The following is a 14997-nucleotide window of genomic DNA, read 5'->3' on the forward strand; positions in this document are numbered from 1 at the left end:
TTACCACTGCAACAGTCTGACATGTCAAGGTTTCCCATTGATCCCGGGGGAAATTTTTTCTCGGCTTCGGCCATCTCCCGCCTGCGGCCTTGAAATCCCCCGGTTTTAACCGGTCTTGTTAGGCGCCTGGCATAACAGGCAGCCGGGAGCGCAGTAAAGAAGCTTCAGGGGGCGCTGGCCGGCGGTCCTGCGAGCGCCGAGGTCAAAAGGATGTCGCGGCCGTAGATATCGTTGCGGAACTGCACCGAGCCCTTTGGTTCCGCCCAGGCGGTCCGGTATACCAGATGGACGGGTATCGGTTCCGGCAGGTAAATGGTTTGGGTAATGCCCTCGCGCAGAGCCTCTTCCAGGCCCTCGACCGTCTCCAGCGGGGTTCCGGGCAGCAGCAGGGCGGCAAGCTCCAGGGGTTTTTCCAGCCGAATGCAACCCGAGCTGAAAGTGCGGGTAACCCGGTTGAATAGGGCGCGGGCCGGGGTGTCGTGCAGGTAAACATTATGGACATTGGGAAACATAAACTTGATCCGGCCCAGGGCGTTGACCGGCCCGGGATCCTGGCGCAGGCGGTAGGGGAACGATTCCGCCACCGGCCGCAGGCGCTGCCAGTTGATGCTGGCGGGGTCAACGATTCGGGCCTCGGCTCCCCAGCCCTGGATAACCTTGATCCCGAGCTGTTCCAGGTGCGCCGGATCCTGCTGAATTTCCGGCAGAATGTCCTGAACCGTGATGCTGGGAGGAATCTCCCAGTATGGGTTGAGGACCAGATAGGTGATCAGGCCGCTGAAATCGGGGGTGCGGCGATAGGGCGTACCCACCACCACCCGCATGGTCAGGATCTCCTCGTCATCCTCAAGTAAAACGAGCTGGAAGGCCGCGTTGTTGACGAGCAGATGGCGGCGACCCAGATCTTCGGGCATCCAGCGCCAGCGTTCCAGATTGAGTTCGATCTGCCGGACTCTCTCTGCCGCCGGAACATTGAGGGCGGCCAGGGTCTTAGGGCCCACCACGCCGTCGGGATCAAGGCCATGGCGCTGTTGGAAGGCCAGAACCGCCGCCAGCAGGGCGTCGTCAAACTTGTCTCCCTGGGTTGCGGCCTCGTCGAGTTCACCCGTGTAACCGAGCCGCAGCCGCAGGGCGGCAACCTGGCTACCGCTATCGCCCCGCCGCAGATTGGGCCCGCCGGGCAGCACCGGCCAGCCGCCCTGGTCGGCCATAAGGCGGTAAGCGCCCAAAGCCGTCCTGAGATCACGGTAACCGGCCTGGCGGGGCAGCAATTCCTCCAGGACCGTCTGCACTTCCGCAGTCCCGGTCACTATCTGGTTTAGGGCGGCCAGCAGTTCCTCCTGGTTTCCGGTCACCCGCTCCACGGGTTCGCCGGTTTGCGGGTTGACCCGGCCGTTGAGGAGGTGAGAGCCCAGGAGCAGGAAGGCATCGCTGAGCAACAGATCGAGGTCGGCGGCCAGGGTTGGGGAAGGCCTGGCTGCCAGGATGCTGGCCAGGGCCCGAAGCGCTTTCAGGTGGTAGTCTTCCGGCACCAGGCCCTCGCCGGCCACGGCCTCGATTGCGGCCAGCAGTTCAACTGCACTGGCCCCGGGGCGTCCGGTTTGATCTATCCAGGCCGCTTGGTAAAGGCGCTGCTGGTAGTAGGGGGGAATCAGGTCGGCGGAACTGAGCGGGATACGGCGGATGGTCAGGGCTTCGGGCAGGCTTGCCGCCTCCAGCCGTTGCCGGAGTTCCTCCCGGATCGCCGCCGCGCTCGACTCAGCCTGGCCGGCCGCCGCCCAGGGCACCAGCAAAAGCAGGCAACAACAGAGCATTGGCAGGAGCCGGGGAGAGCGCATGGAGTTCACCGATCAGCAGGGGCGGAGGACGGCCGGAAGCCGGGCCGGGAGTTACCAGGAGCGGAAAGCGCCGGAATCAAGGTGGACAAAATCGCTGCGGGGATAGTAACCCACCCCGCCGAGTTGGAGATCCAGGGCGGCCTTGCGCAAAGAGGCCGTCCGGACCCCGGGAATGCGAATATCCAGAGCCCGGCCTTCAAGGTGGAGGCTGCGCTTGGCCACCTGTCGGCCCTGGGCGAGCAGCATTTTATTGTAGTGGGGAGAACGGTAACCCGAAACGATATGGATCTCATGGTTGCCGCCCAATTTGCGGTCCACCTGGCTGAGATACTCAAGGGTGCGGATGTCGATGGGATGAATTTCCTCGGTATGATGGCAGCGCAACAGCCGGTCAATGGCCTCGAGGGCTTGCTGGACGTAGCTGCCGCGGCTGTCCCGGAAATTGACCGCAAGACGCTCGCCGGTATGGAGGTGCAGCAGACTCAACCGGTTGGCCGGTTTTTTGGCGGCTTGCAGTTGGTCGGCCCAGCCCAGGCCGCCGGCGCTCAGGGCAATGGTGGCCAGAAATGAGTGTTTGAGAAATGATCTGCGGTTCAAAAAGTGGCAAGGCATAGTGTACTCCCTGGCGGGAAAATGTTTAACATTGCAATTACCCCAAATGACAAGAGGTTGTCAAGCCGGGTCGGCCGGTTTTATGATATCTGGTTCCCTTTTCCGCTCAAAACTGTTGTTATGTCGAAATGGCGGCTTGCGTCGCTCAATACATCTCGTAACGGGCCAGAACACCGGCCAGGCCGCCGTTGTTCAGATATATTTTCTCGTTCGGCTTAAGGCCTATTTCCTTGAGCAATTGCCGGTCACCGAAATAGAGGCAGGCGGTGGAGCCGGTGCATTTGTGTTTCAGAAAGGTGCCGAATTCCCGGACCAGAGCGGCGGCGGCAGCCTGATCGCCCAGACGGACCCCGTAGGGGGGATTGCTGACAATCACCGCCTTGGGGAGCGGCTCCAGTTCCTGGAAAGGGCTGACCTGCAAACTCACCTGCTCACCCCCCGGCAGGAGGGCCAGATTGCGCCGTGCAGCCTGGATGGCATGATGATTCTGATCACTGCCCGCCAGCAAGCCCGGGGGGAGAGGTCGCAAGGCGGCGGCCGCCGCGGCCTTGACCTTGACCCAAGCGCTTGGGTTGAAATCCGGCAGGTGCTCAAAGCCGAACTTATCCCGTAGATAAGCGGCCGGGAGCCCGGTTCGTCGCATCAGGGCTTCGGCCAGCAGGGTGCCGGAACCGCAGAGGGGATCGACCAGCGGTTTTTCGCCGTCCCAACCGGAAAATTCAATGATCGCCGCGGCCAGGGTCTCCTGGATGGGGGCCTCGACGCTTTCCCGGCGATAGGCCCGGCGGTGGAGAGATGCGCCGGCCAAGTCCAGGCTGATCACCGCCTGGTTGCGGCGGATATGGAGGTCAAAGACCAGGTCGGGGCTGTTCTTGTCCACGTTGGGGCGGGCCCCCAGGCGCTGTTGGAACCAATCCGCGATGGCGTCTTTCAGGCAGAGAGCCGCGTAGCGGGAATGGCTGATCAGGCTGTCGCTGACCCTGGCGTTGATCATAAAGCTCTGGCCCAGGGTCAATAGTTGGTCCCAGGGCAGGGTCAGGGCGGTTTTGTAGAGGTATTTGGTGCTATGGCAGTTAAAATGGAGCAGTGGGGCCAGCACCCGGGTGCAAAGTCGGGTTTGATAAACGATCCGATAGAGCGCCTCCGGCTCGGCATTGAAGTAAACCCCCCGGTGGACCGGGTTGGGCCGCTGGGCTCCCAGGCCGGCCAGCTCCTGGGCCGCCGCTGCCTCGACGTTCTCCGCCACCTGGGCAAAGTAGCCGTTGTTCTGCTGGTAAAGAAATGAATTCATGTCGGTGTTAAATCCGGGTTGGTGCCCCTGGCGCCGGCCGGGACCATGTTAAAAAGGGAGCAAGCAGGGCGCCGCCGGTGGGCCGGGCCGAGACGGTTGACTTCAACTCGCCCCCGGACGGCACCTTCCCGGTGACATCCCGGATGCGGTCGGAATCCGGGGTTGCCGGTTCAAACGGTCCCGGCTTCCTTTTCCGTTAACCCCTTGGCCATGCCTTGCTGCACCACCGCGCAGGCGACCAGGTCGCCGGTTACGTTGATCATGGTCCGCGACATGTCCAGAATTCGGTCCACCCCGATGATCAGGGCGATGCCGGCGGCGGGGATGCCGATGGTGCCCAGCAGCATGGCCAGGATAACAATCCCGACGCCTGGGGTGCCGGGGGAGCCGATGGAGGCGCCGATGGCCAGCACCGCCACCAGCAGCAACTGGGCCAGTCCGACGTCCACCTGAAAAACCTGGGCCAGGAAGAGGGTGGCTACCACCTGGTAAAGGGCGGTTCCCGCCATGTTGATGGTGGTGCCCAGCGGAATCACGAATTGGGACAGCGATGGGGCGATTCCCAGCTTGTCCTCGGCGGTTTTGATGGTGAGCGGCATCACCGCCGCCGATGATGAGGTCGAGAAGGCCAGCAGCTGGGCATCGCGGGCGGCCCGCAAAAATTGCAGGGGCCCCCCGCCCGTCACCACCCGGTAAATGAAGAGATAAACGATCATCATCAGGGCCAGCCCCAGCAGGACGGTGAACACATAGAAGCCCATCCCCAAAAGGGCGTCCAGCCCCAGTCGGGTGGTGATCTGGGTCAGCAGCCCAAAAACGGCGAAGGGGACCAGGAACATGGCCCAGCGGACCACCACCATGGTTACTTCCTGGACGCTGGCCAGCAGGTCCAGCAAGGGCTGAGCCCGGCTGCGGGCCATGGTCACCAGGGCCACTCCCACCAGGAGGGCCATGAGTACCACCTGCATCATGTTCTGCTCGACCCCGGCCTTCAAGGGATTGGTCGGGATCAGTTCCACCAGCTGGTCCGGCAGATCCCCCAGGCGCGGTGCGCCCGGCGATTCCACGGTCGACGCCATTTCGACCTGGGCCGTAAGGGCGGTTGAATCCACCCAGTCTCCGGGCTTGAGCACCAGGGCCACGGTCAGGCCGATAATAACGGCCACGATGGTGGTCAGCAGGAAAAACCCCACCACCCGGGTCCCGGTCTTGCGCAGGAATTCCAGGTTGTCGCCGGCGGCCATCCCCAGCACGATGGAGGCGAACACCAGGGGGATAACGATCATCTGAACCAGGGCCAGGAACAGGTGGCCGGGCAGGGCGAGCCAGTTGGTAATGACCCCGGCCGCCCGGGGTGAAACCAGCTCGGCGGAGGGCCCCAGGAGCACGCCGGTGGCGACCCCCAGGAACATGGCCACCAGAACCTGCAGCCAGAGGCGGGCGCGAATGAAAACGATGAGTTGGAAGTTGAGTTGCTTGAGGGAATGCGGCTGCAAGCCGCGGATAGCACGGAGGATCATGGGGTGATTTGCATCATTTGCCTGAAGGGGGGCCGAGGCGGAGGCGTTTTCCCGCGGCCCGGGAGGTCGTATATATCAGCGATTAAAACATTGGCGGCCATTTTTTGCAACCCCGAGGCCCTGACCGCCCTATCCCTTGCTGCGTCACGTCCTTCTGTAATTTTTTGGGGCCTGGTCTCGGGCCTGGTCTCGGGCCTGGGTTCAGGCCGCCGGCGGGGGCAGATCCTGGTCGCGGAAGCCTTCCCGGATCAGCCTGTATTTGCCGGCGGCTTCGTCTAGTTCGTAGATGTTGAAGTTGGTGCGCGGATTCATCCCCGGATAATGGACGGCGAAATTGAGGGAAGCAGAACCTTCCAGGCCACTGACGATGCGGTGAAAGACCTCGCGGGGCCAGACCAGCATGGCCGGCCCATCGTAAACCAGGGCTCCGTCACCGTCCCTGATCTGTTCGGGAGTGACGGTGAAGCTGCGGCGGCCGTGTTCCAGGTGGTAAATATCCACGTCCCGTCGGCCGGAGAGGACGATCAGGTTGTCGTCCTGGTGGGGATGCATATACCAGGGGCGGCTGACCTCTCCCACCGGTCCCGGGGAAACGGCGCCGGTGCGATGAATCACCCGGTCGATGGCGTCGATCCGGGGCAGAAAAGCAAGGGGGATGTTATCGAACCAAACTCCCGGCGTTCTCCGCATGGGCTGCAGGGGAATGAGTCGGTAAAATCCTGCCACTTCCTGGAAAACCTCAACCTCAGCCATAGTTTTGACCTCATTAGTTGGCGCCGCGTAGCCCGTCTACCCAAGCCGGGTCGATCGCCGCCATGAGCGGTGCTGCCGCCCTGCAAGCATGATCTGCTGACCAAACCGCAGTGAACCGAGGGCCTGGCCCCAACCCGGTTTCTGTTGTTGCTCTCGCCCCCGGGTTAAACGGGGGGCAGTGGCGCTCCTGGCGGCAAGCGATCCGGCGCTGCGTAGCCCGTCTACTCAAGCCGGGTCGATCGCCGCCAGGAGCGGTGCTGCCGCCCGTTTAACCGCATTCGGAGTAGCCGCAGGCATGGCATACGCAACAGCCGCCTTCATGTTCGATCACCCCGCCGCACTCGGGGCAGGCCCCGAAAATGTTGTTGGCCTCGGCCAGGGACTGATCCCGGTGACCGTTGGTCATTTCCAGGTGCCGGCGGATGGCCTGGGCGATGGCGTCGGCGCAGGAGGTCACCTTGTTTTCGCCAAAACCCGCCGGTTTGTGGCAACTTATGCCGATCATCTGTTTGATCATCGGCTCCGGGGCCATGCCGCTGCGCCAGGCCAGGGATACCAGGCGGCCGATGGCCTCGCACTGGCTGGCGGCACAGCCGCCGGCCTTGCCCACGGTGTTGAATAGTTCAAAAAGGCGCTTTTCTTCGTCCTGGTTGATGGTGACGTACATCGGCCCGCAGCCGGTGGTCATCTGGTAAGTGCAGCCGGTAAGCATGGCCGGGCGGTCGCGTTTGACCGGCTTCTGGGGCGGAACCGGAGTCACCGCCGCGGCCGCCCCCTTTTTGTCGGTCTTGCCGATATTGAGCACCTGGTTTTCGCGGCAGCCGTCCCGGTAGATGGTAACCCCCTTGCAGCCCAGTTCATAGGCCAGCAGGTAGGCTCGGCGCACGTCTTCTTCATTGGCGTCATGGGGGAAGTTGATGGTCTTGCTCACCGCGTTGTTGGTGTGGCGCTGGAAGGCGGCCTGGATTTCGATATGATTTTCGGGGGTGATATCGTGGGCGGTTTCAAAGATCCGCCGGTATTTCAAGGGAATCTCCTCGATGCCGGCCAGGGTGCCGTGGTGGGCGATCTGCTTGACCAGCTCATGGGAATAAAAACCTTCCTGCTTGGCGGTCTGTTCGAAACGGGGGTTGACTTCGAAGAGTTCGTCATTGTCCATGACCCGGCGGAGAAAGGCCACCGCGAAAAGCGGCTCCACCCCGCTGGAGCAGCCGGCCAGGATGCTGATGGTGCCGGTGGGGGCGATGGTGGTGCGGGTGGCGTTGCGGACCGGGGAGGCCGGATCCCGGCGGCCGTAAACGCTCTCGGGAAAGTTGGGAAAGGACCCCCGGGCCCGGCCCAGGCCGATGCTGGCGTTGAGCGCCCGTTCGTCGATGAACTGCATCACCTCTTCCGCCAGGGCCACCGCCTCGGAAGAAGAATAGGGGATTTCCAGCTGGACCAGGAGATCGGCAAAGCCCATCACCCCCAGGCCGATCTTGCGGTTGAGTTTGGTAACCCGTTCGATTTCAGCCAGGGGGTACTTGTTGATATCGACCACGTTGTCGAGAAAGTGGACGGCGGTATCGACGCAATCACCCAGGCGCTGGTAATCGATCTTGCCGTCGAGCACCATGTTGGCCAGGTTGATCGAGCCGAGATTGCAGGACTCGTAGGGCAGCAGCGGCTGTTCGCCGCAGGGATTGGTGGACTCGATTTCCCCGGCCGCCGGGGTGGGGTTTTCCGCGTTGATCCGGTCGATGAAAACAATCCCCGGTTCGCCGGAAAGCCAGGCCTGCTTGACGATCTGGCGGAAGAGCTTGGGGGCGTTCTGGTGGCGGACCACCTCGTTGTTGCGCGGATTGATCAGGGGATAGTCGCCGTTTTCGGCCAGGGCCCGCATGAAGTCGTCGGTGATCGCCACCGAAAGGTTGAAGTTGTGGAGGACCTTGAGGTCCGACTTGATCTTGATGAAATCCATGATATCGGGATGATCGACCCGCAGAATGGCCATGTTGGCCCCGCGTCGGGTCCCGCCCTGCTTGATGGTCTCGGTGGCGCAGTCGAAGACCGACATGAAGGAGAGGGGGCCGCTGGAAATCCCCTTGGTGGAATGAACCACGTCGTTCTTGGGCCGGATCCGGGAAAAGGAAAAACCGGTGCCGCCTCCGCTCTGGTGGATCAGGGCGGTCTGTTTGACCGCCTCGAAGATGCTGGGCATCGAGTCTTCGATGGGCAGCACGAAGCAGGCCGAAAGCTGGCCCAGTTTGCGGCCGGCGTTCATCAGGGTGGGCGAGTTGGGCATGAAATCCAGTTCGGCCATTAAATTGTAAAACTTCAGGGCCAGGGCCCGGATGTCGGCCATCGGCTCGTAAAAGTGATCGGCGGCGGCCACCGTCGAGGCCACCCGCCAGAGCATCCGCTGCGGGGTTTCCAGCACCTTGCCCTGCTCGTCCTTTTTCAGATAACGCCGCTTGAGCACGGTCATGGCGTTGGCGGAAAATTTCGGCTTGGCGAGCTTGGCCGGCAACTTGATTTCGGGCGCGGATGCTTTCTGGAGCATGGTCGGTTCTCCTGGCGGTCTGGTTGGCAATTGCATGGGGACGAAGTACAATCCGGAATGAAACGGGGGGCCAAACGAGGGGATTGCCGATTGCTGGCCGGTTTATCTCCCCTGCCCTTGGTCTTTTGGTGACCACAAAATATGGTATACCTGACGCCAGGAAAGCACAAGATATGGCAAAAGTAAAGGTTAAAAAGCGCAGATTTTTTGCTTTTCCCCCCGTTGCTTTGTTGGTCTTTGCCTTATCGTGGTTTTTGACCTCCGGCCTGTTTGACGGCCCGCCGCACCTGTTGGCGGAAGATCAGGTTGCGGTTCGCAACCAGGTCCTGGCAGATGATTTTGAGAACCAGACTAGGATCACCCCGGGGGCCGGGCCAGAAGTTCGGATCAGCGCGGAAGTGGGGGAACATCGGGTTTTTGTCTACGGGACCCTGCGTTTTTCCCTGGTCCGCCGCCTGGTCATGGGCAGCTCGGGAGATCCGGAGCCTGCGACCCTGCCCGGCTTCCGGCGCCGCGGCCTGAATATCACCGAGGAAGAAGGGGCCGAGGTCCGGGGTTTGCTGCTGCGCGTCGACCCCGCCGAGTTGGCCGCCCTGGATCGTTATGAAAGGATCGGGGTGCGCTACCAGCGCCGGCGGGTAACCCTGGCCGACGGCACCGAAGCCTGGGTCTATCAAAGACTGTAACGCAGCCAGCCCTAGAATCCCTCAATGCTCCCTCTTTATGAAAAGAATCGAGTCAAGCTTCCTGTTCACCTCGGCCAGGGAAAGGGCCGAGTCTGCCGGCCGGATCCGAACCAAGGGCAAAGCCCAGCCGCCGAGCGCCATCCCGGCCATGAGCGGCCACGGCCTTTTGGCCCGGATCATCAAGGGCCGGGCGGCGGGCCGGCCGGGAGCAGCGGAACAGGGTGGGGCTGCAGAATAGCCTTGTCATGCCGGGTTATTTTTGCTATTCCACCTGTCTACGGGGAGCTGCCCCGGGAAGCAGCCCAGATCGATTCCCATGAAGTTAAGACGGAGTAACCATACCGATGAGTACCAACTGCAGCGCCGGCAAATGCGGCGATCAACCCAAGAGCACCTGCGGCAGCAAGCCGGCGGTGGATGCCCGGCGCAATCTTGATATCGACGTGGCTTTGGCAAAAATTCGCCATAAGATCATGGTGATGAGCGGCAAGGGAGGAGTCGGCAAGAGCACGGTTGCCGTCAACCTGGCCGTGGGCCTGGTCCGGGCCGGCTTCCGGGTCGGCCTGATGGATGTCGACCTCCACGGCCCGGATGTCTGCCGGATGCTCGACCTCAAGGAACCATTCAGCGGCAACCTGGAAAAAGGAAAAATTCCCCCCTGGCGAACCGCGGACAACCTGCTGGTAATGTCCCTGGAAAATATGCTGGCGGACCGGGATGATCCCATTATCTGGCGTGGTCCCCTGAAAAATCAGGCTATTCGGCGCTTTATCGCCGACGTGGCCTGGGGTGAGCTCGATTACCTGGTGATCGACGCCCCCCCGGGCACCGGCGATGAACCGATGACCGTGGCCCAGATGATCAAGGACGCCAAGGCCCTGGTGGTCACCACGCCCCAGCGGGTGGCCCTGGCCGATGTGCGCAAGTCGATCAATTTCTGCAAGCATGTCAAGCTGGAGATCCTGGGCCTGGTGGAAAACATGAGCGGCTTTGTCTGCCCCCATTGCGGCAAGACGTCCGAGCTTTTCAAGACCGGCGGCGGGGAAGAACTGGCCCGCAGCGCCGGGTTGCCTTTTCTGGGCCGGATTCCCCTGGACCCCCGGATCATGCTGGCCGGTGACGAAGGCAGTCCCTACCTGACCGGCCAGGAAGAGGGCCCGGCCATAGCCGCCCTCAAAACCATGGTGGCGGCGGTGGCCAAGGCCCTGCCGGTGGGGCCCGCTCCACCGCCTCTGGCCATGGCCCCGCCCGCCAGCGGTTGCGGCTGCCAGGGAGCCTGTGACCCCAACCGCTGCGATTGCTAGCTGAACGTACTGCGACACCGCGCCAATCTGCGGCACTGCTGCTGGTTTAGCGAAGGTTCGGGCTGTTGCTGAACAGTTTTTTGTTTGATTTTTTATGGTGGTTGCAAAGCATCCTGCTTAAATCGAGCCAACGGGGGAAACATGCGGATTACCCAACTTACCGTCGGCAGCATGGGAGTTTGCTGCTATATCCTGGCCTGTGAGGAGTCCGGCCGGGCCCTGGTCATCGATCCCGGCGGTGATGAAGATCTGATTCTCGACCATTGCCGGCAGAACGACTGGCGGCCGGAGCTGCTGCTCTGCACCCACGGCCACCCCGACCATGTCGCCGCCAACGCCGCTCTCAAGGAGGCTACCGGCGCCGAGATCGTCATGCACCGCGAGGACGCCGCCTTTTTCGCCCAGCCCGAGGTCGGAGAGTATTTTGCCATGCTGGGCCTGCCTCCCTCACCGCTCCCCGACCGCCTGGTGGTCGACGGCGACAGCATCGAACTCGCCAGCATCAGGCTCGAGGTTATCCATACCCCCGGTCATACCCCCGGAGGCATCTGCCTCTATGCGCCGCCCCATATTTTCACCGGTGACACCCTTTTTGTCGGCGCGGTGGGCCGCACCGACTTCCCCGGCGGCGATACCGCCACCCTGATCGACTCGATCCGCCGGCGCCTGCTCGTTCTCCCCCCGGAAACCGTGGTCTGGCCCGGCCACGGCTACGGCGGTTCCCGCTCCACCATTGGAGAAGAAGCGGTCCAAAATCCATTTTTGCAAGAAAAATGGTATTGATTGTGAGGCTCCATTCCCATGCGTGAAATAGTGCTTGGCACCGCCGGCCATGTTGACCATGGTAAAACCAGCCTGGTTCGAGCCCTGACTGGCATCGAGACCGATCGCCTCAAGGAAGAGAAGGCCCGGGGGATCACCATTGAACTGGGCTTTGCCTTCATCGACCTGCCCTGCGGCCATCGCCTGGGGATCGTCGATGTGCCCGGTCATGAGCGTTTTGTCCGCAACATGGTGGCGGGGGCGGCGGGGATCGACCTGGTGGCCCTGGTGGTGGCGGCGGATGAGGGGATCATGCCCCAGACCCGGGAGCACTTTGAAATTTGCCGCCTGCTGGGGGTCAAGCGGGGCCTGGTGATTATCACCAAGATGGACATGGTGGAGCCGGACTGGCTGGAACTGGTCCAGGACGAGGTCCGGGACTTCCTGCAGGGCAGCTTCCTGGAGGATGCCCCGATGCTGCCGGTTTCTTCCATCACCGGCGCGGGGATCGAAGCAGTAAAAGCCACCCTCGATCAACTGGTGGCGGCCAGCGACTTCAGCGAAGCCTACGGTCCTTTCCGCCTCCCGGTGGATCGGGTCTTTACCATGAAGGGCTTTGGGGCGGTGGTTACCGGCACCTCGATTTCCGGGCGGATTGGCCTGGGGGATGAAGTTGTTTTTTATCCCCGGCGAATCAATGGCAAGATCCGCGGCATCCAGGTACACGGCCAGGAAAGAAACGAGGTTGAAGCCGGCTACCGCACCGCCATCAACGTCCAGGGGGTGGATAAGGATGAAATTCACCGGGGCGAGGTCCTGGCCACCCCGGGCTGCCTGGAGCCCTCCTATGTTTTCGATGCCGATTTTCTCTATCTTTCCACCAATGCCAAAAAGCTGAAAAATCGCCGCCGGGTAAGGGTCCATATCGGTACCGCCGAGGTCATGGGCCGGGTGGCCCTGCTGGAGGACGAGGAACTGACCCCGGGCGCCGAGGCCGCCGTCCAGTTGCTGCTGGAAGAGCCGGTCAGTGTCTGGCCCGGTGACCATTACGTGGTCCGCAGTTATTCCCCGGTCCACACCATCGGCGGCGGGGTAATCTGGAATTGCGCCGCACCCAAGCGCCGCCGCTTCAAGCAGGCCAACCAGGAAATTTTCGCCCTTTACCGCGAAGGCAGCCCGGAAGACCTGGCCCTGTTCCATCTCGGGGAGAGCGGGGCCCGGGGCCTGACCCAGCAGGAGTTGGCGGTACGCCTGGGGCTCTTCGGCAAACGGCTGCAAAAGACCCTGGAAAAAAATATTTCGGCCCGCCGGATCCTGGTGATCGAGCCGGAAAAACAGCGGATGATCACCGGCGAAACCCTGGCCGCCCTGAGCGCCAAGGCGGAAAAGCTGCTCACCGGGTTTCACCGGGAAAACCCCTTGAAAAGCGGCCTCTCGGTGGAGGAGCTCCGCGGCCGCCTGCAACGCGATCTCTCGCCCCGGCTGTTTCAGATTTTGCTGCAGGAAATGCTGAAAAACAACCTGGTCCGCCAGGAGGAATCACTGATTCGGCTGGCCTCCCACCAGGTCTCCCTGGGCGGGGATGCCCGGACCCTGCGCCGGGAATTGGGCGAATTCTACCGCCAAGCCGGCCTGCAGGCCCCCACCAGCAAGGAAACCCTGGAGCGCCACGGCAAATATCCCGCCACCCTGGTGCGCGAATTGCTGGAGGTAATGGTCCGGGACGGGGACCTGGTCAAGGTCAGCGAGGATCTCCATTATGATGCCCAGGCCCTGGAGCAACTCAAGGAAAAACTGGTCGCCTTTATCAAGGCCGAAGGGGAAATCGACGCCCCCCGCTTCAAGAATCTCACCGGCCTGACCCGCAAGTTCTCCATCCCCCTGCTGGAATATTTCGATCGGGTCAAGCTGACCTTGCGCATCGGCGATACCCGGCGCCTGCGCTGAACGGCCACCGCCCCGCCTCCCGCCGCCGGTCGCGGCGCTTATGCTTGGTATTTCGCTACGGTTGCTCCTGCCTGCGGCTCTGCCGCGTTTGCCCGAGGCGCCGGTAGAGCCAGTCGTAGAGCCCGGTAATGGCCAGCAGCAGCAGGCCGGCCCCGCCGATGGGGATGATCAGCAGATAGCCCATTCCCAGCCATTGCTCAAAAATCCGGCCGTTGTGGAACTCGAAGAGATAGTGCCAGAGCGACATCGGCGTGTTGGCGACGATCCCGGCGGGCATCGGCGGGCCGTAGCCGGCCATTTGCGGCACTATGGGCAGCAACCCGTCGTGGTAGTCGACCCGGAAGCGGGGCCGGCCGTCGGCCATCACCGCGCCGGTGACCAGATCGTTGCCCATGTATGGATTGCCGCCCCGCAGGCCGGGACGGGGCAGGCGCTCCACCCGGCCTCCGAATTCCTCCCACAGATAGAGGCCCATGAAGGAACCGATCAGCAGCAGGCCCGGTTCGACCTCCTCCAGCACGGTCACGCCCATGCCGTGGATCGGTACCGGGATCCGCCGGGGCTGGAACGGGGCGCTGAAGTCCGCCGGTCCCTGAAAGAAGCCGCCTTCGGTGGCTACCAGGATAGTGTCGCTGGCCGAGGAATAGAGCGCTTGTTGCGGTTTGCCGCCCCAGTCGTTGCTGCGGGGCGAAAGGGCCAGGAGGGGGTGATCCCGCTCCAGGGAGTAGGGGGCCACCGCGATCAGCAGGGGCGGGCGCAGCAGGGCGCCGGTGACGGCCAGGAGGGCCAGAAAGGCCACGGTGTAAATGCCGATCTTCAAATGGTAGGGCCAGCAGAAATTGAACAGCCGGCCGGGCCTGCGCCGCCAGCGCTTGATGCGGCGGTTGCGCCAGGGTACGTACCAGATCACCAGGGAACTGAGGGCGAGAAAAATCAGGCCCAGAGCCAGCAAGTCCAGCAGCCATTTACCGGCACTGCCGATGATCCGGCCTTTGTGGATGTCATGGAGAATCCGGAACCAGGGCACCGGGTCGGGGTAATCGCCGCTTACTGCCGGTTCGATGGCGGTGAACTGGTATTCCGGCCCGGTCCTGCTCTCGGCGAATTGATTATGGCCGGCGCCGGGGGGAGCGGCTGCCGGAACGGGGGCGACATAAAGTCCCTGCTGGGTGAAGGCCACGATCAGCTTGGGGGTGGCGATGACATCCTCTACCACCGGATTCCGGCCGGCCCCGGGCAGCTCCAGCTGCTGCCAGGGTTGATCCCGGTAACGCCAATATAGTCCCGCCCGGGTGGCGGCCAGGAGTTCGTAGCCGGCCGGGCCCGGTCTGACCAGCAGGCCCATGGTGTCGCGTCCGTAGGGTGAGGGGGCGAAACCTTCTGCCAGGATGGTGAACGTGCGGCCGCCGTCAGCGCTGTGCACAACTCCCGGCTTGCCCGCCAGAAACCAGTCATCACCGTTGATCGTGCCGCCGCGCAGGTACATCCGGTTCCAGGCCCGGGGCTCGTAGTTGGCAGGAGTCAGGCTCCAGGGGACACTCAAACCGCTGATCAGGCCGGGGTTGTTGAGCAGCAGGCCGCTGGCCCCCATGGCAAAGAAATAGAGCAGCAGGAGCAGGCCGAGATACTTGTGGGTGGCTTTTGACAGGCGGAAGCAAAATCGGGACAACCAGGCCAAGATGTTTTCTCCATCGGTTGGTGCGCGGGCGCCGCTGCCGGCGCGGGGCGCCGTCGGTAGTGTT

12 protein-coding genes are annotated in these 14997 nt (G+C 62.7%); 5 read left to right on the forward strand and 7 right to left on the reverse strand.

The window, feature by feature from the left end; translation table 11 throughout:
- Positions 1–164: 164 nt before the first annotated feature.
- The 6 genes from ACHHTY_RS00450 to ACHHTY_RS00475 form a co-directional block, all read right to left on the reverse strand.
- Positions 165–1814 (reverse strand): L,D-transpeptidase family protein, encoded by a 1650-nt coding sequence (locus ACHHTY_RS00450; RefSeq protein ID WP_395492065.1) that lies wholly within the window; start codon positions 1812–1814, stop codon positions 165–167.
- Positions 1815–1889: 75 nt separating this feature from the next.
- Positions 1890–2450: a YcbK family protein gene (locus tag ACHHTY_RS00455; RefSeq protein ID WP_395492066.1), complete on the reverse strand. Its 561-nt coding sequence runs from the start codon at positions 2448–2450 to the stop codon at positions 1890–1892.
- A gap of 145 nt (positions 2451–2595) precedes the next feature.
- Positions 2596–3741 carry a THUMP domain-containing class I SAM-dependent RNA methyltransferase gene (locus ACHHTY_RS00460; protein WP_395492067.1) on the reverse strand — a complete coding sequence of 382 codons (1146 nt, stop codon included), beginning with the start codon at positions 3739–3741 and terminating at the stop codon, positions 2596–2598.
- 170 nt (positions 3742–3911) lie between these two features.
- Positions 3912–5261 (reverse strand): dicarboxylate/amino acid:cation symporter, encoded by a 1350-nt coding sequence (locus ACHHTY_RS00465; RefSeq protein ID WP_395492068.1) that lies wholly within the window; start codon positions 5259–5261, stop codon positions 3912–3914.
- 201 nt (positions 5262–5462) lie between these two features.
- Complete coding sequence (locus tag ACHHTY_RS00470; RefSeq protein ID WP_395492069.1) at positions 5463–6014, reverse strand: hypothetical protein; 552 nt, start codon at positions 6012–6014, stop codon at positions 5463–5465.
- A gap of 268 nt (positions 6015–6282) precedes the next feature.
- On the reverse strand, positions 6283–8556 hold the full coding sequence (locus ACHHTY_RS00475) for a vitamin B12-dependent ribonucleotide reductase (protein ID WP_395492070.1): 2274 nt from the start codon (positions 8554–8556) through the stop codon (positions 6283–6285).
- A gap of 173 nt (positions 8557–8729) precedes the next feature.
- Between ACHHTY_RS00475 and ACHHTY_RS00480 the strand changes: the two genes are divergently transcribed.
- From ACHHTY_RS00480 to selB, 5 genes are all read left to right on the forward strand, one after another.
- Positions 8730–9242, forward strand: coding sequence for a gamma-glutamylcyclotransferase family protein (locus tag ACHHTY_RS00480; RefSeq protein WP_395492071.1), 513 nt, complete (start codon positions 8730–8732; stop codon positions 9240–9242).
- A gap of 37 nt (positions 9243–9279) precedes the next feature.
- Positions 9280–9480 carry a hypothetical protein gene (locus ACHHTY_RS00485; RefSeq protein WP_395492072.1) on the forward strand — a complete coding sequence of 67 codons (201 nt, stop codon included), beginning with the start codon at positions 9280–9282 and terminating at the stop codon, positions 9478–9480.
- A gap of 106 nt (positions 9481–9586) precedes the next feature.
- On the forward strand, positions 9587–10546 hold the full coding sequence (locus ACHHTY_RS00490) for a P-loop NTPase (protein ID WP_395492073.1): 960 nt from the start codon (positions 9587–9589) through the stop codon (positions 10544–10546).
- A gap of 141 nt (positions 10547–10687) precedes the next feature.
- On the forward strand, positions 10688–11329 hold the full coding sequence (locus ACHHTY_RS00495) for an MBL fold metallo-hydrolase (protein WP_395492074.1): 642 nt from the start codon (positions 10688–10690) through the stop codon (positions 11327–11329).
- An 18-nt stretch (positions 11330–11347) separates the two neighbouring features.
- Positions 11348–13255 (forward strand): selenocysteine-specific translation elongation factor, encoded by a 1908-nt coding sequence (gene selB, locus ACHHTY_RS00500; protein WP_395492075.1) that lies wholly within the window; start codon positions 11348–11350, stop codon positions 13253–13255.
- Between the two features lie 55 nt (positions 13256–13310).
- On the opposite strand, the gene ACHHTY_RS00505 is transcribed toward selB, so the two are convergent.
- Positions 13311–14933 (reverse strand): PepSY domain-containing protein, encoded by a 1623-nt coding sequence (locus ACHHTY_RS00505; RefSeq protein ID WP_395492076.1) that lies wholly within the window; start codon positions 14931–14933, stop codon positions 13311–13313.
- Positions 14934–14997 lie beyond the last annotated feature (64 nt).

This window comes from Desulfurivibrio nitratireducens, from assembly GCF_044068515.1.
Taxonomy (GTDB): domain Bacteria; phylum Desulfobacterota; class Desulfobulbia; order Desulfobulbales; family Desulfurivibrionaceae; genus Desulfurivibrio.